The organism is Mechercharimyces mesophilus (assembly GCF_059818345.1).
Map to the genome: position 1 here is coordinate 930,554 of NZ_JCBAPH010000001.1, position 23,570 is coordinate 954,123.

Sequence of the window (23,570 nt, forward strand, 5' to 3'; positions counted from 1 at the left end):
CAGGATGTTTTCTATAAAAGTATAGATTTTTTTGGCTGTTTATTATAGAATAATATAGTAGTTCAAGAAATATATATATATACATAGTAAAGAGGAGATTAGAAATGAATAAACGATTTTTTTCCTTGGCTGTAGTACTTATTTTATCTCTCGTGTTTACGGGTTGCAGTAATATCATGATTGCCATCATGGGTGCAGAGGGTGTTTTGAGCGAAGCACAATCGGCTATGATTGAGAAAAAAGGAATATCTTTTGAAACAAAAGGTGTGCAAACCATTGAAGTGAAGGAACAAGGCATGAAACAATCGATCGAATTGGACTCGACGGGCAAGTATGACGTAGAGTATGAACCTTATAAAATGGCGAGAGAAGAAACGGTATCTATTGAAGGAATGGGCGAAGAAACGGTTGAGAGCTACATGGAGGAAGGCGCCCTCTACGAAATGTCGGAAACAGGGGAATGGATGAAAACCCCTTATGCAGAAGAGGATGTATACATTCTTGACCCCATGACAGGCTTGCTATTCCTGTCGGAGGCATCTGACAAAACGGAAATGAAAGAAGAAGAGGGTCTCTACATCTTGGAAGCTAAACTGACCAAAAAAGAAATGAAAGAGTATATGAAAGAATACTTCGAGAGAACAGAAGAAAATTTGCAGGCGGCGATGGGTGAAGATTCCGGTATGACGAAAGTAGAGCTGGTTGAAGAAAAACGGGAAGTACATGTTAGTAAAGAGACGCTTCTTCCGGAAAAGCAAGTAGTCGTGCAAACCTATGATATCGAGATAGAAGGTTCAGCCGGTTCCTTCTCTCTAAACTATGAAATGAATTTGACTGGAGAGTTGGAAGAGGAGATCACGATTCCAGAAGAAGTGAAAGAGAGCGCAAAATAAGCTGGAGACATAAAAAGCACGCTTACCAAAAAGGGGGCGTGTTTTTTGTATGTCAATGATCGATTCTATTCCTCTTCGTAAGGTTTGTCCTCATAACCTTGTCTTATCGACATATATATGAAACGAGCGAATAATTGAGGTGAAGGATGGGTGAGGCATGGAGCGGATGATGAAATGGATCTGTTGTGGATTGGTTACCCTTCCTCTCTGGGGGATCTCTAGTACTGGACAGGCACAAGAGCCACGCCTCTCTCAGGTGAGTGCAGAAGCTACTGTTCTGATTGATGGGACTTCAGGCAGGGTTCTCTATGAGAAAGAACCGCATAAGCAAATGCGCATTGCGAGTATTACGAAAATCATGACGGCGATTATCGCGATCGAACTAGGGGACTTAGAGGAGGAAGTAACGGTTACCTCTCGAGCAGAAGGCGTAGAAGGTTCCTCCATTTATCTAAAAGCGGGAGAGAAGGTTCCTTTAGAGCACCTTCTCTATGGATTAATGCTTCGTTCCGGGAATGATTCAGCTGTAGCGATTGCTGAGCATGTAGGCGGTTCGCTTGAAGGGTTTGTTCATTTGATGAATGAAAAGGCGGAATATTTAGGGCTATCCAATACACATTTTGCTAATCCTCATGGTCTTGATGATCCCCAACATTATTCTTCGGCTGCTGACTTTGCGATCTTAAGTGCTTATGCATTAAAGAATCCAGATTTCCAGAAAATTGTTAAGGCGAAAGTGGCGACTGTTCCATGGCCAGGAGAAGAGTGGAATCGCAAATGGTATAACAAAAATAAGATGTTGCGTTTCTATGAAGGAGCGGATGGTGTAAAGACAGGTTATACCAAAAGGGCTGGGCGCACACTGGTCTCTTCCGCTACACGTGAAGGACAACAACTGGTTGCCGTCACCTTAAATGCACCGGATGATTGGAACGATACGATGCATATGTTTGAGTATGGCTTTCAGAACTACCCTTTACGAGAGCTTGTTACGGAAGGAGGAATCGTTCAAGAATCGATTCGAACGACCAAGGATGAGGCGGTTCACTTGGTTGCAGCACGCGGATTTTCCTATCCATTGACGGAGGAAGAAGAAGGGGACATTAAGTTGGAACCACTTGTTACCCTTCCGATTGATCAAATTGGACAAGAAGGGGAAGTAGCAGGGACACTGCGTATCTACTTTCAGAGTGAACCCATTGGGTCCATCCCGCTGGTAGTTAAGGTGGAGGAGGAAGAAACATTTCTTTCCTCATGGCTTAAAGTGCTAGGGCGCGTGTTGGGCATGAGAGAGGAGGAGGCAGTATGATCCACTATATTTGGCTGTTTATGCTGGTGAGTGGATTTATCGCGGCCGCTGCACAGGGCAATATCGAACTCGTTACGGAAGCAGCCTTGACCGGGGCGAAAGATGCGATTGCCGTCTGCTTCGGTCTACTCAGTATTCTTGTTTTCTGGTTGGGAATGATGCGGATTGCGCAAGATGCAGGCCTCATTGAGAAATTGGCTCGTCTCCTGGGACCCATCGCCCGTTTTTTATTTCCGGGTATTCCGCGTGATCATCCTGCGATGGGGTATATCCTTTCCAATATGTCGGCCAACCTCTTTGGTCTAGGAAATGCCGCTACACCCATGGGGTTGAAAGCGATGGAGGAACTACAAAAATTAAATCCGGATAAGAAGACGGCCACACCTGCTATGTGCACGCTATTAGCAATTAATACCTCAGGTCTGACACTGGTGCCGACGACGGTTATTGGCCTCCGCATGCAATATGGTTCGGTAGAACCGGCTGCAGTGATTGGGACCACCATCTTAGCCACTCTCTGTTCGACGGTGGTAGCGGTGCTTTTGGATCGTTGGTATCGCCGGCGAACATGGGGGAGTGATGCATAAGCCCATTCTCATCAGCGAATAGACATCAACCCGTGGGGAAGGAGGGATGACGATGATCGAGTGGATAACCGCTTTGTCCAAATGGATGTTACCCGTGATCTTAGCTTTTGTTCCTGTTTATGCACTCGCTAGGAAAGTACCCATTTATGAAAGTTTTACTGAGGGAGCGAAGGAAGGAATTCCAACAATTGTGCAAATCATCCCTCATTTAGTAGGGATGATGGTGGCAGTAGCCGTTTTTCGTGAATCGGGAGCGCTCCAATTTTACCTTAATCTCTTAGTTCCCCTTACTTCATGGGTGGATTTCCCAAAGGAAGTACTTCCACTGGGGTTGTTGCGTCCTATTTCAGGAGCGGGAGCACTGGCTTTCATGGAAAATATTTTTCAGCAACAAGGGCCGGACTCATTCTTAGGGGTGCTGGCTTCCACTATGCAAGGAAGTACCGATACTACTTTGTATGTACTCACGGTTTACTTTGGATCTGTCGGTATTCGTCGCTCGATGTATGCTGTAAAGGTTGGATTTATGGCTGACTTCGCAGGGCTGATGGCCTCTTGGTTGATCGTAAGCATGATGATGGGTGCTTGAATGCGGGTAGTATGGAATGGCTTGTATACTGGGAGTAGCAAAACTTTTCCATTTATAGGAGCATAAAATCGATCAAAAAATGGTGACTAGACTATTTATTTTCTCAGAGATCGCTTTTTAATTAGGACTTCTGTTCTTTCTCTATGTTTGAGGAAAGACAATTAAACTGAGTCATTTATCTATAGGATTATTTTATGTGTACGAACAGCCACTTGGAGTGAAGGGAAGAGCAAGAAAATGTGGAATATAAAAGTATAGAAATAGACAGGGGGGAATGTACTTGTTGAAGAGAAAAATGGCTATAGATAGAAAAGGATTGTTTATTATTTTTATCGCACTCTCCTTCTTTCTTATGGGTGTGTTAGCGACACATTTGTACCTTGAATATACAGATGAATACAGTTTTGCAAGGGATATTGATGGGGTAGTAGCGCAACCTGGTTGGGTGGGAGACATCTCTGCCATAAAAGGTGAGCGGATTCGTCTGCAAGTAGATCTCTTCGATTTTTCTGATGAACTGGTCGGCTATGGGATACAATTTCCTCAACCAGATGGGTTTAAGATAGATAACTCTCGGTTAGATCCAGCAGGTCAGTACAAACATTTTACGCACTATATCTTTTCTTTTGATCTGATCCCGAATGAAATAGGTGAATTGCATGCAAAAGGCATGGAGGTAGTAATTACTTCTGAAACAGATGAAGAGTATCGTGTGAATATAGGAGATTTTTACTTTCAAGTGAAAGAAAAAGAAGAAGAGTCCTTACTAGCGGGTGGTGAAGGAGGTATGGAGCAGGAAACGGAGCTTCCCGTGATTTCCCTCTCTTTTTCTGATACACTAGAAAATCATTATGACCAAGAGATAACTTTGCTTTCTTTTGAACATAATATCGATCAGATTAAGCTAGAGGAAGAGACGGGAAACATTCTGGGTACGATTCCCCCCGATGAGAGCTATGGTCTCCATCGTGCTTTCAATGTTGAAGAGACGGATGGATACGTCTACTTTCGCCCTCGACTCAAGTATGAAGTGGAAGGGGAGACGTTTTCCACTCTCCTTAACATGACGACAATAAAACCTCGTCTGTCACCGGATTCTCTTCAGTACTTACTCCGAGAACAGGGAATGAGTAAATAAGGGATTCCTCATTCGTGATATGATCCCCTTATAGTGGACAGAGAAAAGAAACCATTTTCATCTGTTAACTATGGAGGGGTCTTTCTATGGGGAGGGTAGGGTTAGTGGACAAGTAGATATATCCCCTAATTTCAACATTAGCAGGAGGCTTATTTTCTATGAAATACTTTAAAGAGATAGCTTCAACAGGGCTTACTTATATTTTTGTCCTATTTCTTCTCTATCTAATTGCAGACATTTCTATTTCATCCCTTGATATTAGTATATTGGTTCTTATATGTCTCTTATTCGGTCTGTTTACTATAATTTCAAGTTTCATACGTATTAGTTTTCAAGGATCACTATATCGAATATACGCTTTTATAACGGATGCAACTTTGCTATTTGGTGTATTGTTCCTTCTATTAAATGAAATAGATGATATTACAAACATGATTTATTTTTTGATTACATTTCTTATTGGGGTTCATATTTTTAATGATAACGAATGAATGTCAGTCGGAGAATAAGCCTCCTATGTTAGACAAAACAAATGACAGAACACTTACGTTCCATCTCTCCTCTGCCGGTAACTATAAAACCTTTTTTATTTTTGCTAGCACGTTGACAACTGCTTCGTCCGCGATTACACTTTTCAAGGTGACGAATTTCCTCTATGATTTTCTCTCTCTTTTTCCCCCTAAATAAAGAAAGAGATCCTTAAAAACCCCTCAAAAACTTCTTGACAAAAATCCTCTGTTTCTCTTTATTGACACAGGATCTTGAATACGATTTACTATATACATACTATATCTTGTGTTTAACACACCTTGAGGAGAAAGAAGCATTGACACTATTCTTTCTCTTTTTGCTTGCTAGGAGGAAGACGGATGCTCGTAATCTATGACTCCAAAACGGGAAATGTGGACCGCTTTATGAAACATCTTGGTTGGGATGCGATAAAGATCGAACCTGACCTGGTAATAGAAGAACCTTATGTTTTGGTTACGTTTACGACGGGTTTTGGACAAGTTCCCCCGACGGTGGAAACATTCTTGCAGACGAACGGCGATTATTTACAAGGCGTAGCAGCGAGTGGTAACCGCAATTTTGCGCAACACTTTGCGCGCAGTGCAGATGTTATTGGGGCGAGGTATCAAGTGCCCATTCTTCATAAATTTGAGCTCTCTGGAACCAAGAGCGATCGAGAGATCTTTAAGGAAAGGGTGGAGGAGTTAGAGCATGAATCATATCGAGTTGAACAACGAAGTTACGAAAATGACGGACGGGTTTTATCAGCTACATAAGGATCATGAAGCAATTGCTGAATTCCAAAAAGAGGTAGAGACAAAGCTGATTCGCTTCTCCTCTGTTAAAGAACAGATGGAGTATATGGTAGAGAAGGATTACTATGATCCGCGCTTGTTGGAACAATACTCACTCTCTGCGATTGAGTCGATCTATCAACTAGCCTATGAACAGAATTTCACCTTTGATTCCTATATGGCCATCACAAAGTTTTACACGGATTATGCGCTAAAAACCAATGATAAGAAGCAATACCTTGAAACTTACGAAGACCGGGTAGTGGCTGTTTCTCTTTATTTGGCACAAGGAGATGTAGAGAAAGCCAAAAGCTTTGTGATTTCGATGATGAACCAATGGTATCAGCCGGCTACGCCTACCTTTTTAAATGCGGGTAAAAGCCGGCGTGGTGAGATGGTCAGTTGTTTCCTCTTGGGTATGGATGATACCTTGAATTCGATTATGTTTAATGTGAACACTGCGGCACAACTGAGTAAAAATGGGGGCGGAATTGCCCTTAATCTCTCCCGTTTGCGGGCCCGTCGAGAACCGATCAAGGGAATTGAAGGAGCGGCGAGTGGCGTTATGCCGGTGCTGAAACTGTTAGAAGATATTTTCTCCTATGTGGATCAATTGGGACAGCGTCGAGGTGCTGGTGCAGCCTACCTCAATTGTTTCCATTGGGATGTGAATGAGTTTCTCGATTCCAAAAAAATTAACGCGGATGAGAAGACACGGATTGCCTCTCTGTCCATCGGATTAATCGTACCCGATAAGCTTTTCCAGTTAGCGAAAGAGGATCAACCACTCTATGTGTTTGCCCCTTATTCTGTTTATGCGGAGTATGGAGAGCACTTGGACGATATGGATTTGGATGAGCGCTATGAAGAGCTGGTAGCCAATCCAAATGTAAACAAGCGGATATTGATGAGTGCGCGTGACTTCTTATCCAAGATTGCTGCCATCCAATTGGAATCGGGCTATCCCTATATCATGTACAAGTCTAATGCCAACCGAGCCCATGCTCTTCAAGGGATTGGACAAGTGAAGATGTCCAACTTATGCACGGAAATTTTCCAGATGATGGAGACGAGTGAAATCACCGATTACAGCCAACCGGATATCATCAAACGTGATATCAACTGTAACTTGGGCTCCTTAAATATCGTCAATGTGATGGAATCAGCGAAGATTCGTGAAGCGGTTCATACCGGGATGGAAGCACTCACGGCGGTTTCTGACATGACGACCATCGAGAATGCTCCGACCGTGCGCAAGGCGAACGAGGAGTTACATTCTGTCGGTTTAGGAGCGATGAACCTACACGGATATCTCGCCAAAAATCGGATCATGTTTGAATCGGAAGAAGCACGCGACTTCGTACGCACCTTCTTTATGATCGTCAATTATTATTCACTTGAGAAATCGATGATGATCGCCAAAGAAAAAGGGGAGACCTTCAAAGATTTTGAGCGCTCCGATTACGCTACGGGTCGCTACTTTGAGAAATACCTGCAGGAGGACTTCTCGCCTCGTAGTGAACGTGTTGCTTCGCTCTTTGCAGATATGGATATTCCTACGAAGACGGATTGGCAACAGTTGATGGAGCAGGTACAGACACATGGATTGTATCACGCTTATCGCTTGGCTGTTGCCCCAACGGGAAGTATCTCGTACTTACAAAATGCGACATCCAGCATTATGCCAATCACGAGTGCGATTGAGTCGAGAACTTATGCCAATGCGACCACCTATTTCCCCATGCCGTTCCTTGCACGGGAAAACTTCTGGTACTATAAATCCGCTTATGATATGGACATGATGAAAGTGATGGATCTGGTGGCAGAAGCACAGGCGCACATCGACCAAGGGATTAGTGCCATCCTCTTTGTTAATAGCGACATTTCCACGCGTCAATTGGCGCGCTACTATGTTTATGCCAATCACAAAGGGTTAAAAAGCCTCTATTACACACGTACCCGTAAGCTAGATGTGGAAGAGTGTTTATCTTGTTCGGTTTGATTTAAGTTTGTTGTTGGGGAGGGATCGGCTTGACCTTAAAAGCCGTCAATTGGAATCGCGAAGAAGATCAGATGAGTTTGATGTTTTATCGGCAACAAATACAACAGTTTTGGACGGAAGAGGAGATTGTACTCTCTGCGGATTTGAATACCTGGAAAGGATTATCTGAAGCGGAGAAAGAGACGTATAAGCTGGTGCTAGGCGGACTCACCCTGCTGGACACACAGCAAGGTGGCGAGGGCATGCCACTTCTGACGACCCATGTGGAAGGATTACAGAAAAAAGCGGTGCTCGCCCTCTTTGGTGCGATGGAACAGATCCACGCCAAGAGCTATAGTAGTATTTTTACCACGCTGGTGACGGATGAGGAAAACGATGCCATCTTCCGTTGGGTAGAAGAAAATCCGCTCTTACAGAAGAAAGCCAGTCTGGTTTTGAAGTATTATCATGCCTTGCTCAAGCCAGAAGCGAGCAAAGAAGAAGTGTACATGGCGATGGTGGCGAGTGTTTTCCTAGAAAGTTTTCTTTTTTACAGTGGTTTTTTCTATCCTTTGTATCTGGCGGGGCAAGGAAAATTGACGGCCTCCGGTGAAATCATCTCCTTGATTCTGCGTGACGAAGCGATCCACGGTGTTTACGTGGGGCTATTGGCACAAGAGTTATTAGGTGAGATGACCGCAGAACAACAGCAACGCCTCAAAAGTGACGTCTCGTCTCTCATGGAGCAGTTGTATGAGTTGGAACGAGAGTATACGGCTGAAATGTATGATCCAATCGGGCTGACGGACGAAGTGATTAACTACGTAGAGTATAATGCGAACAAAGCTCTGATGAATATAGGATTAGACCCTGTGTTCGCGGACCCAACCATTAACCCGATTGTAGAGAATGGGATTAAGACAGAAACGAAGACCCATGACTTCTTCTCCACGAAGGGGAACGGATATGTAAAAGCGCTAAATGTGGAGCGGCTGACGGATGATGATTTTCTGTTTGCGTAAGAGATGGAGTCTGTCTAACACGGTGAGAGATTACGAATAAAGTGAGTTAGGAAAAGCTTGTCGAAGATAAGATCAACGACAAGCTTTTTTCTGTTGTATTTGGAAGCAGGTAGAGTGGATTGTGACCTGGAACAGTATGGAGAAGACTATTAGGACTCCGAATCAGTAATACGGATGATAGAGTTAATGCCCTTAAAATACTTAATGTAATCAATAATCTAGGAGGAGAGCGGAATATGGCGAAAATAGAGAAACAGACGGTATTATACACACGTCTACAGAGGCAAAGACTGATTGATCCACTAAAAGAGAGTCAGGATGTGGAGGAGTATAGACAGCTGTTTAAGCTTCATCAACCGGTGGCGCCAGTGTTTAACTCGCGTCCTGGTGAACCACCCAGGCTGAGATATAGAACAGAATTTAATGATGCATTCCTTACTAGCAACTGGAGAAAAAAGCATCAGATTGTGAAGGGGAGATTTCAAGGAGGATTAGTTGGCTATGTACTAGAGGAAGATTTGAGGCTTTATTCCTATGTGTTTAAAAAAGAACTTAAGAGGCCTAAGAAAATTCATGAGGAAATATTGAAAGCCATAAAAACGATGAGTGGGATATCAAAAGAGGAATTAAAAGCGGAGCTAGATTATAGCGGAAAAGAGATCACTCAAGCGTTGCAACAATTACAAGAAGCTTTCTTCGTTTACGAAGATCAAATAGACACAGACTGGAATACTGGTTGGTTTGATTTTAAGACAGAATGGTTTGACATAGAGGAGATAAAATTAACCAGGGAAGAAGCCATTGCACAAATTATACTCAACTTTCAACATCTCTTTGTTTTTACTACGCCGGAACAAATGAAAAGCTGGTCGAGGCTAAAGATGATCGAGATAAATAAGGCAATAACGCATCTTCAAGTCGAAAACAAGCTGATGAAAGTCCACGTAGAAGGCTTAGGTGACGGATTTATCAAACCGGAAGATGTGGACCTCGAGCGCCAGTCTGTACCGAAACTAGTAAGGATGATGAATAAGTCGGATATACTGGTTCGCGCCCATATGGCCGAACTAAAAGAGAAGTTTCATGCACAAAAGGTCCTGCAGTATTTATTCATAGATGGAGAGTTTAGAGGGGCAGTGCAGGGGCAATGGAAGATCGGTCCACATGATATTGATGATGTTACCCTACTGATGAGTGAAGATGAAATTTCCGAGCGCACAGAAGAGATCATCCATGAAATACGAAGCGAGTATCATCCTGAGACAACGAGAATCCGAAAGTTTGCTGGGAAAACACTCGAAGAAAATCACTTGTACAATGATCCAGGTTACTTTGGGTAACTGTGGATATCCAGAACCATGAAGAAGAGATATGATGTCGTTCCAGGTTAACAAGAAAGAAACTAACCGGGCAAAGCCCTTCGTAGTCCCTCTATCTACCTAGTATCATAGAGGGTACTAAATCACAAGAATGTGCGTACTTTTGAATATGGGTTCAAACGGGTATAGTAGTTGGAGGAGCGAAGCTGACTCCTAGATCTTGGACATGTTAGTGAAAGGGGTAGGATCATGAGTAAAAAAATATTATTTGTTATTACAAGCCACGATAAGATTACGGATGATCTGCCAACGGGATTTTGGTTGGAAGAAGTCTCTGTTCCTTATCAGGCTTTTAAAGAAAAAGGATACGAGGTTACCTTGTCCAGTCCGCAAGGTGGCAAGGTACCATTGGACCCCAATAGTATTTCTAATGAAAGTGATATCAAAGAATCACAAGAAGTGCTAAGCAAGTGTGAAAACACATTGCCCTTAGCGGAGGTTAACGTGGAAGGATTTGATGGCATCTTTTTGCCTGGTGGTCATGGGACCATGTTTGACTTCCCCGATAACGCCGATCTGATTGAGGCTCTGCAATACTTTGCTAAGAGCGATAAAGTGATCGCCGCTGTCTGTCATGGTCCTGCTGGCTTGGTCAATGTGAAAGACGCTAGTGGAAAGCCATTGGTGGCTGGGAAGAAGGTTACCGCCTTTACGGATTCAGAAGAAGCGACGGTCGACTTGGTTTCTCACATGCCATTCCTCTTGGAAAGCAAACTGCGTGAACAAGGGGCTGAAGTGATTGTCGCCGCTGACTGGCAGGATCACGTAGAAGTAGATGGGAACTTGGTTACGGGGCAAAACCCACAATCGAGTAAAAGCGTAGCAGACGAAGTAGTAAAATTACTAGGTTAAAGCATACAAAATGTTGGAACCAGGTGTATAGCGCATATAAATAAAAAAGCGAGGGACCGTTTATAAGGGGTCCTCGCTTTTTTGTAGCTATAAATGATTCCGCTCTTCCGTCATTGTATGGGGTACGGATAATCAAATTTCTTTAACACATAGGCAGATCATTCTTGCCAGATTAAAGAGGGGTTGAAACGAATTTTTCCTATGTTTGCAGTTACGTATTTTCTTTGCGTGAGGCAGCAAGTTGTTCGGTATGTGCGACTCCCCACTCCATCATCTGATGGATGATGGGTGTCAGGGTTTGACCAAAGTCTGTAATGGAATACTCCACTTTGGGTGGGACCTGCTTATATACTTTACGATGAATGACTCCGTCTCGTTCCAATTCTCGTAATTGTAGAGTGAGCATCCGCTGGGTAATCTCAGGAATTAATCGCCGGAGCTCATTGAAGCGTCGAGTTTCTTTCATGAGGTGATAAAGGATAATCGCTTTCCATTTTCCGCCTACCACATCGATGGTTACTTCCACTGGACAAGCAAAGACATCGGATGCCCACTTTTCTTTTGTAGGAAATGACAAGAACTTTCCCTCCTTTACAGTATAAAAAAGTATACTATACAACATAAATGTGCGTACTTCTAATTTTAATTGTAGCGGTTATAATAGATCTTGTAAAGAAACTCTCCTTAATTTAAGGAGGGATGAACATTTTCGATCTCGATCGTTATTTGATGAAAGGGGAAGGAATGAATATGGATAACCAAACACGCAAGGAAGAAATTTTGGCTGCCTATCGTTTTCGTCATGCCTGTAAGAAGTTTGATCCCTCGCGCAAAATCTCCGCAGAGGATTTTGCTTTTATTTTAGAGACAGGGAGACTGTCTCCTAGCTCTTTTGGATATGAACCCTGGAAATTTGTCGTGGTACAAAAGGAGTCTTTGCGAGAGAAGCTTTTACCGGTTACATGGGGAGCACAAGGGACGCTGCCGACAGCGAGCCATTTTGTTTTGATCTTATCCCGAACGGTAGAGGATATGCACTACGGTTCCTCCTATCTTTCTTATATGGACAAGGAAATTCGACAAATGCCTGAAGACGTGCTTGAGTGGAAACAGGGCGCTGTCAAAAAATTTCAGGAGTCGGATTTCTCTCTTTTGGAAAGCGAGCGAGCTATTTTTGATTGGGCCAGCAAACAAACGTATATTGCTTTAGGCAATATGATGACCGCAGCAGCACAGATTGGCATTGATTCTTGTCCGATCGAAGGTTTTGATAAAGAGGCGACAGAAACGATCTTACGAGAGGAAGGAATCATAAGAGGAAAGCAATTTGGTTTGTCGACCATGGTGGCATTTGGCTATCGTGCAGAAGAGCCACGCCGACCAAAAGCAAGGCAATCGATTGATGAAGTAGTGGAATGGATCGAGTGAAGAGATCAAACGAAAGATTGGTGCAACTCACGCCTAAGATCATCTCCTACTAGATAAGAGATAGTAAAGGAGGAGCGACAATGTTACTACCTATCCTGCTCATCGTTGCATTCTTTATTTTTTTATTGATCGGCTATGCTTTTGGGTTGCCACTCGCAGAATGGCAAATTGCCCTCCGCTACACACTGGCGCTCATGTTTATCTTAGCTGCGAGTGCACATTGGGGCAAAAATCGAGCAGATTTTATCCGCATGGTCCCACCTTCCATTCCTGCTCCTGCATTTTGGGTGAATATTACAGGAGTATTGGAGTTATTGGGAGGGATTGGACTTCTCATTCCTTTCACTTCGAAAGCGGCAGCCATCGGACTGATTTTGCTCATGATATTGATGTTCCCAGCCAATGTTTATGCCGCACGTAAAAAACTTCCCATTGGGAAGAAAACAAATCCACCATTAATCCCACGCCTTCTCCTGCAATTGATTTTTATTGTGGCTGTAGCGCTTACGCAATGGGATAAATGGTAATCACGATTGCCTCACACACTTATCTAAAGTAAGGGAAAACAGCTGACGAGCTTGATCGTTGGCTGTTTTTGCATGGAATGCGTTTTATCTGTTGATTTGCATTAAACCTCATGAGGAGCCACTGACCTATTGGCTATTAGGGTCAGAAATAGCAGGTTACGTGGGAGTGGACGACGGCGGCTGATGATCAATAAACTGCTTGCGCTCGCTTTTACCATAGGCGAACCGTTACAATAGAGAATGAGGTGAAAAAGATGGAACGATTACAAAAAGTGATGGCGCATGCAGGTGTTGCCTCGCGGCGCAAATGCGAGCGCCTGATTGAAGAAGGGAAAGTAAAGGTGAACGGGCAGGTGGTCACCGAGCTAGGTTCACAAGTAGATCCCCAATCAGACGTGATTGAGGTAGAGGGAAGTCCAATTCAACAAGAAACGAAAAGGGTCTTTCTCTTTTACAAGCCGACAGGCGTAATGACTACCATGTCGGATCCAGAAGGAAGAAAAACAGTAGCTGACTATCTTCGCTTTATCCCCGAGCGGGTCTATCCGGTAGGGCGACTCGATTATGATACGGAAGGATTGCTTCTTTTGACGAATGATGGTCAATTGGCCAATCGTCTGATGCATCCACGCTATGAAATTGGAAAAACCTACTTAACGACAGTGAAAGGCAAGGTAACAGACGCTGCTGTGAAGCGTTTGCAAGCAGGAGTACGTTTGGAAGACGGTTGGACACAGCCTGCTCAAGTGGAGCGGATTAAGACGACTGGACGGCAGACGGTGTTGGAGCTGGTGATTCACGAAGGGAAAAACCGTCAGGTCCGGCGTATGTGTGAAGCGGTGGGCCATCCAGTCCAGCAATTGGTGCGAACGCAAGTGGCCTTTTTGCGCCTAAAAGGACTGGGACGCGGTCAGGTTCGTGAATTGAGTCCAGGGGAAGTGCAGAAGTTGTATAAGCTACTCCGATAGGAGGATCTTTCAAATAATCTTCATAATGAACGAGCAAACGAGCGAAATAGGAAAGATATAATGAGGGGTAGATTAGACGAATATAGGTAGGCGGCAAGGGGTGAATGAAGCACAAATGATAAATGAGATAAAATGCGAATGTGGCCATCCCAACCCCGTAGGTACGGTCTTATGTGAGTATTGTGGGAAACCGTTGGATGAGAAAGCGGCGGGCGATGGTCCGATCGATATGCGTTATGAAGGAAAAGCAAGGCGCTCACAGACGTTCAAAAATAGCGTCGTCGATCGCATTTGGAACTTTTTTTCGTCCGTAAAAGTAGCCATTTGGTTGATTGTGATCATTTTGATCGTCTCCGCTCTAGGGACGATTTTTCCACAGAAACGATATATTCCTTCCAACCGTCCAGAACTATACTATGAACAAACATACGGGTTCTGGGGGAAGATGTACTATGAGACGGGGCTGTATGATGTGTACGCCTCCATCCCTTTTATGCTTCTACTCGCGCTATTATCTGCTTCGCTGATCATCTGTAGCTTGGATCGCGTGGTACCGCTTTATCAAGCGCTGAAAAACCAACGGGTACAAAAAAGCCCGCTCTTTTTAACGAGACAGCGTTACCATGCGGAGGAAGAGTTAACAGAAGAAGAGGCAGAGGCGCGCATGGAAGAGATGAAAACGGCTCTAGAGAAGAAGCGTTACAAAGTAAGAAAAGAAGAAGGAGCGATGTTGGCAGAGAAGGGACGCATCAGTCGTTGGGGTCCCTATATCTTGCACGTCGGATTGATTCTTTTCTTTTTTGGAACCTTTCTGCGCTTGATTCCAGGCTGGTCGATGGATGAGTTTGTGTGGATTCGTAACGGTGAAACAAAGCAATTGCCCGCACCTTATTCAGACTATCAGGTAAAGAATGTGAAAGCAGAGAGTGTACCCTATAAACAGGGTGAGCTCGCTCCTGGTGTGGACAAGAGCCAGTCAGTTATGGCAGTCAAAGAGTATCGCACGGAGCTTATCTTGTATAAGGATGACGGTGCAGGCAAGCTAACTCCTGTAAAAGAAGGGGTTACAGAGGTGAACGATCCCTTTAAATATGAAGGATTGCTCCTCTATCAGTCGGCTTTGGAACCACGAATGAATGAACTGGAATTGGTATTGGTTGATCAAGAAGAAGAAAAAGATCTAGGAACGTTTACTGTCAACCTTTATGAGAATGATCCGGATCAAGTCTTCTCGTTAGCGGATGGTAGCGAAGTGCGAATGCTGGACTACTTCCCTGACTTTTTCGTGGAGGAAGGTGTGCCGACAACGCGCTCCAATATTCCTAACAATCCTGCCATGGTATTTAGTGTCACCTCTCCGGAAAAGCCAGAAGGGGAGAAGATGTGGGTGATTCCGGGGACGGATTGGGGAAAAGAGATGCCGGAGAACCGCTATAACATCAATTTTAGTCAATTTGGCTTTACCAATGAAACGGGTTTAATGGTACGGACGGAAAAGAGTCTGCCGGTAATCTTTTTGGGAGCAGCGATCGGAATGCTCGGTTTGATCGTCGGTTTCTATTGGCAGCACCGTCGTGTCTGGTTCCGCTTTGAAGAGGGAACGATGTATGTAGGTACGCATACCAATAAAAACTGGTTTGGATTGAAAAAAGAGGTAGAGCGAGCAGCAGAAGGGGTCACATGGTCGCTAACCTTAACGGAAAAACGGTAGGTGTAGGAGGATCGGGGTATGATTGAGATAATGGATTGGCTATTGTTAGGTACCTTCTTCTTGTACCTATTGGCATCGGTTATTTTTATCGGTGCCATTGTGGGAAAGAAGGTGCAGTCAGGCGAAGAAGAACATGTGCGTCGCTGGGGAAGAGCGGGGATGGTAGTCACCATCATCGGCTTATTGGCACAATTGGCGTTTACGGTGACACGCATTTTTATTAGCGGTCATTTCCCTACGAGTAACATGTTTGAGTTTATGGCATTTTTAAGTTTTGGGATCGTCATCTTTTTTGTGGTGATTTTTTATCTTTATCGTATGGTGGCTATTGGTGCTTTTGCGATGCCACTGGCGGTGATTTTGTTAGCCTATGCATCCGTCTTTCCACGCGAGGTAGAGCCACTGATCCCGGCTCTTCAAAGCTACTGGCTCTATATTCACGTGACGGTCGTCGCTTTGAGTCAAGGAGCATTTGCCATTGGTTTCGTTGTGGGATTGATCTACTTAATACGTATTGTGGGAGAAAAACCGAATCGCAAGAGCGCGTTCTTTCTAGAGTCGTCACTGGTAATGGTGATGCTGGTGATTGGCTTTATTATTACGTCGTTTGCGTTTTCGTTTGCGGGCTATGAAGCCAATATTAAATACACCTTTAATGGACAACAGGTGGCACAGGAGTATCATATGCCCGTGATTGTAGCGCCATACAATGGGGAAGTAGAATCAATCGATCCTTTCCTCGGTCAAGAAGAGCCTTTGTTTGAAGCCCCCTCTTGGATGAAAGGAGAAGGCGCAGCGAAACAATTAAACTCGGTCATCTGGTCGTTCATCACGGGCCTGATTTTATATGGATTGGTACGCCTTATCACGCGTAAACCACTTTATCAGCTCTTCTATCCACCACTTAAAGGTCTTAACCCAGAATTGGTGGAAGAAATCAGTTACCGTGCCAATGTAATTGGTTATCCACTCTTTACCTTAGGCGGTCTTGTATTTGCCATGATCTGGGCACATGAAGCTTGGGGTCGCTTTTGGGGATGGGACCCGAAAGAAAACTGGGCGCTCATTACTTGGCTCTTCTATAGTGCGTATTTGCACTTGCGTTTGTCGCGTGATTGGCAAGGGGAAAAATCGGCGTGGCTTGCGGTCATTGGTTTTATTATCATTATGATCAACTTGATTGCGATTAACTTAGTGGTTTCAGGTTTACATTCTTATGCCTAAAGTAGAGATCACCCTATCTTTGGAGGTGTTTGTCGTTGGAACAACAACATGCTCATATTTTAGTCGTTGATGATGAGGATCGTATTCGTCGCCTCTTACGCATGTATTTGGAACGTGAAGGTTATGAGATTGAAGAAGCGGAAGATGGAGAGTCTGCCTTGGAGAAAGCGATTGAGGTGGATTATGATCTCATTTTATTGGATCTGATGCTTCCGGGTATGGATGGATTGGAAGTGTGTCGCCGTTTACGCGAAGAAAAAGCAACACCGGTTATTATGTTGACGGCACGGGGAGAAGAAATGAACCGCGTGGAAGGGTTTGAAGCGGGAACAGACGACTATGTGGTGAAACCCTTTAGTCCGCGTGAGATCGTTCACCGCATCAAGGCTGTGTTACGCCGTTCGTCAGCAACCGCATTTTTATCGCCAGAGCCAGAAACACATAATGTGATCGTTTTCCCTGAACTGGTTATCGATCATGATGCTCATGAAGTAAGGGCAGGAGAGCAATCGGTCTCTCTTACTCCCAAGGAATACGAACTGCTTCATTATCTGGCACGGTCACCTGATAAGGTTTTTTCTCGGGAAGATTTATTGCGGGATGTATGGCAATATGAATTTTTCGGAGACTTACGCACGGTGGATACGCATATCAAACGCTTGCGCGAAAAGTTGAGCCGCGCTTCTGAGGGAGCAGCGGAAATGATCAAAACCGTGTGGGGCGTTGGGTATAAACTTGAGGTGCCTAAAGAGTGATCTGGCGCAGTGTTGTTGGAAAGCTATGGTTAACGATTATTGGGCTGGTTGCCTTGATTCTGGTTGTTCTTGGTGTTTTCATTAGTGAACAGATCGTAGAGACCTATGGGTCACGCCAGGAGGAAAACCTACTTCAACTAGCCCACCATATTCAGCAAACGTTAGAGGGTTTATCGTGGTTGGACATCGATGGTGGCGATCAATCCGATTTTGATGAAGAGCAATATATTCAAGACGTCTTCTCTGTGACAACCCAGTTTGATTCGCATGTGATTCTCTTTGGGTCACAGGAACAAGCAAAACCGATAGCCACATCGGATAATGTTCCTTCCTATTCTTGGTCCAACTTTGCCGATCAAATTGAGTTGGATCGGGTATATGATGGCGAAGAGGTCACCTTACAAGGAGACTTTGGTGATGAACAGGAAGAAGGAGCGAGCATGGTTCCTTTAAGCCAATTCTCCTTGTTTACGCAGGAGAGTCGCCTGGTGGCCGTTCCGATCCGTACTGGAGATAGCGTTGAGGGAGCGGTAGTGATTTACCAGCCCATAGATGAGCCACATGTGCATCAGCTCATTTTCTACTCTGCACTCATCGGTATCCTTTTGACCACCTTCTTTGCTTTCTTTTTATCTTCACGAATTACCAAGCCGTTGATTCTGATGAAGAAAGCAGCGGAGGAGATGGCCCAGAGTCATTTTGCACGCCGTATTCCGGTACGTATATACGAGCGAGATGAGATAGGTGATTTGGCGATTACTTTTAACCGTATGGCGGGCAGGCTTCATGAGTCGGTAACCGCACTTTCGCAGGAGAAGGAGCAACTGGCTAGTATCTTGCGCAGCATGGTGGATGGAGTCATCACCATGGACGCCAATGGACGTGTAGTTGTGACCAACCCTCCGGCTGAGCGATTGCTCACACAATGGCGTGATCAAGAGACAAATGATGCTCCGGTTCAATTATGGGAAGAAGACCTTCCCGCTCCGTTGAAGGAAATCTTTCAAACGGTTGTGCAGGATGAAGAAGACCATAGTGGAGAGATCACAGTGAGGGGACGTACCTGGTCAGTCGTGATGGCTCCGCTTTACGCTAAGGAACAAGTGCGAGGTGGGGTAGCGGTCCTTAGGGACGTAACGGAAGCGAAGCGTCTGGACAAATTACGAAAAGATTTTGTAGCCAACGTTTCTCACGAATTGCGTACACCACTGGCTATGCTCCAAGGATATAGCGAAGCGTTGCTGGACGAAGTAGCACAATCTCCTGAAGAGCGACAAGAGCTGACGAAAGTGATCCATGATGAGTCTTTGCGAATGGGTCGGTTGGTACGTGAATTGTTGGATCTGGCACGCATGGAGTCCGGTCATATTCGCCTGCACCGCGAGCAGGTGGATGTGCAGGAGTGGTTGAAACGCGTGCAACGCAAGTTTCATGGCTTGGCCGCGGAACAAAAGATCCAGCTACACGTTAATGTTGATGCCTTGTCTCCACTTACCGCATGCTATTGGGATGTGGATAAGATGGAGCAGGTGCTCACGAACCTAATTGATAATGCGATTCGTCATACACCAGAAGGTGGATCAGTTGAAGTAGGAGCGGAAATGCTTCAGGAAGCGTCTCACGAGATCATCCAATTGACCGTGCGAGATACGGGAAGTGGCATTCCAGAAGAAGATTTGCCATTTATCTTTGAACGCTTCTACAAAGCAGACAAAGCACGTAAAAGAGGGCAAGGGGGAACTGGGCTTGGACTGGCGATTGTCAAGCACATTGTAGAGGCGCATGGTGGCAATGTGATGGCGGATAGTCAGATGAACGAAGGGACTACCTTCACTATGCAACTTCCTTGCACAAAGTGTGAGGATGGGGTGGAGGAGTATTAGAGGCCTGTCCATATACGAAATACGGAAGCGAAGCGAAAGAAAGTAAGAGGGAGAGGTCATCTCCCTCTTACTGCTTTTTAGCCAACAAAAAGGTATAGCCGAGTAGAACAAGCGAGAGAACATATCCCGTTGCCGTGACGATGATAGGGTCTTGCTGTTGTTTAACAGCAATTCCGACGAATGCCCAGACAAAGACCAACACGAAAGCGATATCGAGGTAGCGCCTACTGACGATGACGGCAAGAAGCGCAGCGACGACCAACATGATGACAGTCCACATTTCATCGGAAAGACCCCAGCCACTCCAGTCAATCGAATATAGATAGACGCTAATGTTGACTATGGTAGCGACACAGATCCACGCCAAGTAGACACTGAAGGGGAGGCGTACGAACAGCTTTTGTCCGATCGTATCTGCAGCGGCACTGGAATTTGCATGTACTTTATGATAAAGAACAATGAGTGAGAGCAGAAGAAGAATCATGACAACGACCGACCAACCAACCTGCTCGTAATGCCATAAGAAGATCCAAGAGATATTAAGTACACAACTAAGGATAAACCACCCGTCAATCCGCTGGATGATTGAGGATTCTTCTTTTGCTAAGAAAAAAAGGTAAAGCACAAAACCAGCCAATAAGAGATAGATTAAGCCCCAGATGGAAAAAACATAGGGCGCCGGAGTAATGAGTACCGGGTACTGATCGGACAGCTCTCCGGTCGTTTTGCCGTTGATCGGGAGCCAGTTGGCTAGGAAATTAACCACTGCCATGGCCAGAAAGGCAAGGATGTTCCCTATCTTTAGAAGCATTGTATTCTCACTCTTCATGGTATTCCTCCTGTAGAATGAATGATAAAAGGTTCCAAAGCGATCACACTAGCTGTGTGAATATTGGATAGTGAGATGAATGTATGGTTGATCATTATGCATTTGGCCTGCCGTTTATTGCTCACATTGTTTATCTTGGGATTTTTGTAATAAAACAGAGGGGTGTGAGAGCCCCTCTGTTTAACGGATACCTTTTTGCGAAGGAATGTTGAGCTACTTTGCTATCTCTAAGCGAAATAGGGACTCATACATTTAAGAAAATGCTGGTGTGTCGAGCTCTCTGATTTGCCTTCTCTTCGCTATTTTCCAATCTACCATGGGAAGATATCGATTAAGTAGAAGTCTTCTAGAATGAGCTCGCCTGTTTTTGCTGATTGCGTGGATAGTTCTAGAATGATCGCGCCATTAATAGGGAGATCCGCTTGTTCAAAAGTAAGGACTTCAGTAAATTCTCCCCATAAGGGACCGCCTGCAGATGCGGTGCCATATCCGCTGAGAAGGTAATTATGTCCGTCACTGACAGCATAGTGATAAACGCCTTCAAAGGTGCGAGCTTCACCGGTTACCGTATATTGATATTGTGGCTCCTCGATGGTAATGCCACGAAAAGCGGTATTTTCTGCACTGCTTGACCCTGGTTGTAGCGGAACGGACAAAATATTAACTTTGGACCCGTCTTTGGCGGAGTACTCAAATAGCTCCAGCGTGAGCGAGTGATCGCTCGGAAAATCGGATTTAGATAGCTGGATGTTAAACGCAATTACTCCCCAGAGTGGACCGCCTGCAGATGCGGTACCATAACCTTCAAGTAGCGTTTCCTCTCCATCTTTTACGGCATACGAGTAGGAACCTTCAAAGGTGCGCGCCTCTCCATGAATCGAGTAAAGCACTTCGGCTTCGGAAATCACCACATTACGAAATGAAGACGTTTCTTCCATCTTTGCTTCCGCCATCGGAGTAAAAACCACACATACCATCAATAAACTGACCAAAGAGAGCACCCACTTCTTCATTGGTCTCCTCCTTTCATTTTCATAGATACTATAACACAATCCACTCTTTTTTGAATCTTCTTTTAATATTTATTTACAATTTTTTTGCGCTTTCGGGTTATTGCTGTTCTGGTGGAACCTGAGGTCGCATGATCACTTGATTATAGATGATTTCTTCCTCTGCAGAGATAATGGACCATACGGTGTTCGCCACCTGCTCGGGTTTGAGGGCATACGATTTGTTTGATGGTGAGAAGTGAGTCTGAATGGAGCCGGGGCAGAGTGTGGTCACTTTTACTTGATGCTGTTTTAGCTCCTGTGTCAAGACATCAGAAAGTGCTCCCACTCCAAACTTAGAGGCACAGTATCCGCCACCTTTGGGAAAGGTAACTGTTCCCGCGACACTAGAGATATTGACGATATGTCCTTTGTGTTCGATGAGAGAAGGGATGGTGTATTTACAGGTGAGAAAGGTTCCTTTTAGGTTAACATCGATCATTTGATCCCACTTTTCCTCAGATAATTCATGAACAGGTGCAAAATGACCAATGCCCGCATTGTTAATCAGGAAATCCACTCTTCCGTGAAGTTGTAGGGTTTTCTGGACTACGCTCTCTACTTGTTCAGAGGAAGTGACATCACAGGGAATAGCGGTGATGTGTTGCGGGTGCGTCTCACTTAACTGCTTCAGTTCCTCTTCATTCCGAGCGGCCGCAATCACTTGGAGTCCTTCACGTGCAAACTTTTCTGCAATGGCCTTTCCTAAGCCACGGCTGGCTCCAGTCACGATAGCTACATTTTGATTCTCTTTCATTTGATTGGATTCCTCCTATATTCTAGGTGTTGAGAATGCACCTTTTTCTTTGTGGCGGACAGCGTTATATTTCCACTGAATGCGCGAGCCCAAACCTTTTTCAAGAAGGTTGAAAGGTTACAGGCAGAGTCAGAATGTGGAGTGAGCAAGGAGCAGAGGGAATGCGGTCAATATTCATAGAGAATACTAGAGGATTAGAAAGGATTTTTTAGCATACCATGCAAGCAGAAGGGGAGTGAGATAATAGTAGTTGACAGAGATTAGCATGCGGATTACAATAAATATAATACAAAATAATATTGTGCACAATTAAATTGTGAGAGAGGATGGTCTTATGCTTACTAAATTTGAAAGCATAGAAAAGAATGAACATCAGAATATCGAAGAAATGACCATGATCTTACGTGAAGAGTTAGAGAAGAGTTACCCTGTAGGTGAAACAAAAAGGGATGCACACCCAAAACATGTGGGTCTTTTACAGGCGAAGTTTGTAGTAGAACCAGATTTACCATCAGAATTAGCAAAAGGAATATTTCAAGAACCTGGCTCGTACGATGCTTGGATTCGTCTATCTCATGCGAGCGGGAAAGTTCAATCGGACAAAAAGAAGGATTTTCGTGGTTTTGCTATCAAACTAATGGATGTTGAAGGGGAGAAAATACTAGAGGATGAGGAGGAGAAAACACAGGATTTTGTCCTGATGTCTTTTCCGATTATGCCACTCGGAACGGTAAAGCTATTTCGGGACGCTGTCTATTACACTCTTAAACGCTCTCCGTTGTTGTTTCTTGCCCGCATGTTACTTAGTGGAAATGCGTCAAAACTGGCAGATCGAAGAAGAGGACAAACCAATCCTTCGTCTCCACTGGATATTCGTTATTGGAGCACGACTCCTTATTTGTTCGGAGAGAATCAGGTGGTGAAATATTCGGTCGTTCCGACGTCTTCTTATCGGAGTAGACTCCCAGATGTGTTGACAGATCACTATTTGCGTGAAAATACACAATCACATTTAGTGGAGCACGAAGCAACTTTTGATTTTATGGTGCAACTACGTACAGATCCCAAAAAGATGCCGATAGAAGATGCAGGAGTAGAATGGCGTGAGGAAGATTCACCATTTGTTAAAGTGGCAACCATACACATTCCTCCTCAGGACTTTTGGACAGAGGAGCGGAATCAATTGGCAGAGGCGCTCTCTTTCTCTCCGGGTCATACCAGAAAGGAACACCAGCCGATTGGAGGAATCAATCGTGCGAGAATGGCCATTTATAAAACAATGTCTCACTTCCGTCATCAACGAGATCACCGTCCTATGCTAGAGCCAAGGGCAGATGAGAAGTGATGATCGATGCTCCATGATGCTATGTTCGTGAAAGAGTATG

Annotated in this window: 22 protein-coding genes; 18 read left to right on the plus strand and 4 right to left on the minus strand. The window is 44.5% G+C overall.

Annotated elements, in window-relative coordinates; translation table 11 throughout:
- Window positions 1-104: 104 nt before the first annotated feature.
- The 10 genes from AC6RGY_RS04745 (at window position 105) to AC6RGY_RS04790 (ending at window position 11,054) form a co-directional block, all read left to right on the plus strand.
- Window positions 105-893, plus strand: coding sequence for a DUF6612 family protein (locus AC6RGY_RS04745; protein WP_499860064.1), 789 nt, complete (start codon window positions 105-107; stop codon window positions 891-893).
- Between the two features lie 157 nt (window positions 894-1,050).
- A complete protein-coding gene (locus AC6RGY_RS04750) occupies window positions 1,051-2,202 on the plus strand; it encodes a D-alanyl-D-alanine carboxypeptidase family protein (RefSeq protein ID WP_499860069.1) in 1,152 nt (383 codons plus the stop codon).
- On the plus strand, window positions 2,199-2,789 hold the full coding sequence (locus AC6RGY_RS04755) for a nucleoside recognition domain-containing protein (protein WP_499860071.1): 591 nt from the start codon (window positions 2,199-2,201) through the stop codon (window positions 2,787-2,789). Before AC6RGY_RS04750 ends, AC6RGY_RS04755 begins: the two co-directional genes overlap by 4 nt.
- Before the next feature lie 52 nt (window positions 2,790-2,841).
- Complete coding sequence (locus AC6RGY_RS04760; RefSeq protein ID WP_499860073.1) at window positions 2,842-3,378, plus strand: spore maturation protein; 537 nt, start codon at window positions 2,842-2,844, stop codon at window positions 3,376-3,378.
- Between the two features lie 280 nt (window positions 3,379-3,658).
- A complete protein-coding gene (locus AC6RGY_RS04765; RefSeq protein ID WP_499860075.1) occupies window positions 3,659-4,516 on the plus strand; it encodes a hypothetical protein in 858 nt (285 codons plus the stop codon).
- 869 nt (window positions 4,517-5,385) lie between these two features.
- Window positions 5,386-5,802 carry a class Ib ribonucleoside-diphosphate reductase assembly flavoprotein NrdI gene (gene nrdI, locus AC6RGY_RS04770; protein WP_499860077.1) on the plus strand — a complete coding sequence of 139 codons (417 nt, stop codon included), beginning with the start codon at window positions 5,386-5,388 and terminating at the stop codon, window positions 5,800-5,802.
- Complete coding sequence (gene nrdE, locus AC6RGY_RS04775; protein WP_499860078.1) at window positions 5,738-7,822, plus strand: class 1b ribonucleoside-diphosphate reductase subunit alpha; 2,085 nt, start codon at window positions 5,738-5,740, stop codon at window positions 7,820-7,822. Before nrdI ends, nrdE begins: the two co-directional genes overlap by 65 nt.
- A 71-nt stretch (window positions 7,823-7,893) precedes the next feature.
- Window positions 7,894-8,823 (plus strand): class 1b ribonucleoside-diphosphate reductase subunit beta, encoded by a 930-nt coding sequence (nrdF, locus tag AC6RGY_RS04780; protein ID WP_499861463.1) that lies wholly within the window; start codon window positions 7,894-7,896, stop codon window positions 8,821-8,823.
- Window positions 8,824-9,059: 236 nt separating this feature from the next.
- Entirely contained in the window at window positions 9,060-10,163 is a 1,104-nt protein-coding gene (locus AC6RGY_RS04785; RefSeq protein ID WP_499860079.1) for a DNA glycosylase AlkZ-like family protein, read from the plus strand.
- A gap of 228 nt (window positions 10,164-10,391) precedes the next feature.
- Complete coding sequence (locus AC6RGY_RS04790; protein ID WP_499860080.1) at window positions 10,392-11,054, plus strand: type 1 glutamine amidotransferase domain-containing protein; 663 nt, start codon at window positions 10,392-10,394, stop codon at window positions 11,052-11,054.
- Between the two features lie 211 nt (window positions 11,055-11,265).
- Here AC6RGY_RS04790 and AC6RGY_RS04795 read toward each other — a convergent pair whose 3' ends face one another.
- Entirely contained in the window at window positions 11,266-11,631 is a 366-nt protein-coding gene (locus tag AC6RGY_RS04795) for a winged helix-turn-helix transcriptional regulator (protein WP_499860081.1), read from the minus strand.
- A gap of 167 nt (window positions 11,632-11,798) precedes the next feature.
- Here AC6RGY_RS04795 and AC6RGY_RS04800 point away from each other — a divergent pair, with 167 nt between their 5' ends.
- The 7 genes from AC6RGY_RS04800 (at window position 11,799) to AC6RGY_RS04830 (ending at window position 19,550) form a co-directional block, all read left to right on the plus strand.
- Window positions 11,799-12,482 carry an NAD(P)H-dependent oxidoreductase gene (locus tag AC6RGY_RS04800; protein ID WP_499861464.1) on the plus strand — a complete coding sequence of 228 codons (684 nt, stop codon included), beginning with the start codon at window positions 11,799-11,801 and terminating at the stop codon, window positions 12,480-12,482.
- A gap of 80 nt (window positions 12,483-12,562) precedes the next feature.
- Window positions 12,563-13,009 carry a DoxX family protein gene (locus AC6RGY_RS04805; RefSeq protein WP_499860082.1) on the plus strand — a complete coding sequence of 149 codons (447 nt, stop codon included), beginning with the start codon at window positions 12,563-12,565 and terminating at the stop codon, window positions 13,007-13,009.
- A gap of 254 nt (window positions 13,010-13,263) precedes the next feature.
- Entirely contained in the window at window positions 13,264-13,977 is a 714-nt protein-coding gene (locus AC6RGY_RS04810; RefSeq protein WP_499860083.1) for a pseudouridine synthase, read from the plus strand.
- Window positions 13,978-14,077: 100 nt separating this feature from the next.
- Window positions 14,078-15,688: a cytochrome c biogenesis ResB family protein gene (locus tag AC6RGY_RS04815; RefSeq protein WP_499860085.1), complete on the plus strand. Its 1,611-nt coding sequence runs from the start codon at window positions 14,078-14,080 to the stop codon at window positions 15,686-15,688.
- An 18-nt stretch (window positions 15,689-15,706) separates the two neighbouring features.
- Window positions 15,707-16,912 (plus strand): cytochrome c biogenesis protein CcsA, encoded by a 1,206-nt coding sequence (gene ccsA / locus AC6RGY_RS04820; protein WP_499860087.1) that lies wholly within the window; start codon window positions 15,707-15,709, stop codon window positions 16,910-16,912.
- Window positions 16,913-16,947: 35 nt separating this feature from the next.
- On the plus strand, window positions 16,948-17,667 hold the full coding sequence (locus tag AC6RGY_RS04825) for a response regulator transcription factor (RefSeq protein ID WP_499860088.1): 720 nt from the start codon (window positions 16,948-16,950) through the stop codon (window positions 17,665-17,667).
- On the plus strand, window positions 17,664-19,550 hold the full coding sequence (locus AC6RGY_RS04830; RefSeq protein ID WP_499860091.1) for an ATP-binding protein: 1,887 nt from the start codon (window positions 17,664-17,666) through the stop codon (window positions 19,548-19,550). Before AC6RGY_RS04825 ends, AC6RGY_RS04830 begins: the two co-directional genes overlap by 4 nt.
- Window positions 19,551-19,617: 67 nt before the next feature.
- On the opposite strand, the gene AC6RGY_RS04835 is transcribed toward AC6RGY_RS04830, so the two are convergent.
- From AC6RGY_RS04835 to AC6RGY_RS04845, 3 genes are all read right to left on the minus strand, one after another.
- The gene (locus tag AC6RGY_RS04835; protein WP_499860093.1) at window positions 19,618-20,379 is read right to left on the minus strand and encodes a TspO-related membrane protein; all 762 of its coding nucleotides are present in this window, start codon (window positions 20,377-20,379) and stop codon (window positions 19,618-19,620) included.
- 311 nt (window positions 20,380-20,690) lie between these two features.
- Window positions 20,691-21,392, minus strand: coding sequence for a Gmad2 immunoglobulin-like domain-containing protein (locus AC6RGY_RS04840; protein ID WP_499860095.1), 702 nt, complete (start codon window positions 21,390-21,392; stop codon window positions 20,691-20,693).
- 97 nt (window positions 21,393-21,489) lie between these two features.
- Window positions 21,490-22,185 (minus strand): SDR family oxidoreductase, encoded by a 696-nt coding sequence (locus AC6RGY_RS04845; protein ID WP_499860096.1) that lies wholly within the window; start codon window positions 22,183-22,185, stop codon window positions 21,490-21,492.
- A gap of 334 nt (window positions 22,186-22,519) precedes the next feature.
- Between AC6RGY_RS04845 and AC6RGY_RS04850 the strand changes: the two genes are divergently transcribed.
- On the plus strand, window positions 22,520-23,530 hold the full coding sequence (locus AC6RGY_RS04850; protein WP_499860098.1) for a catalase family protein: 1,011 nt from the start codon (window positions 22,520-22,522) through the stop codon (window positions 23,528-23,530).
- The last annotated feature ends 40 nt before the right edge of the window (window positions 23,531-23,570 follow it).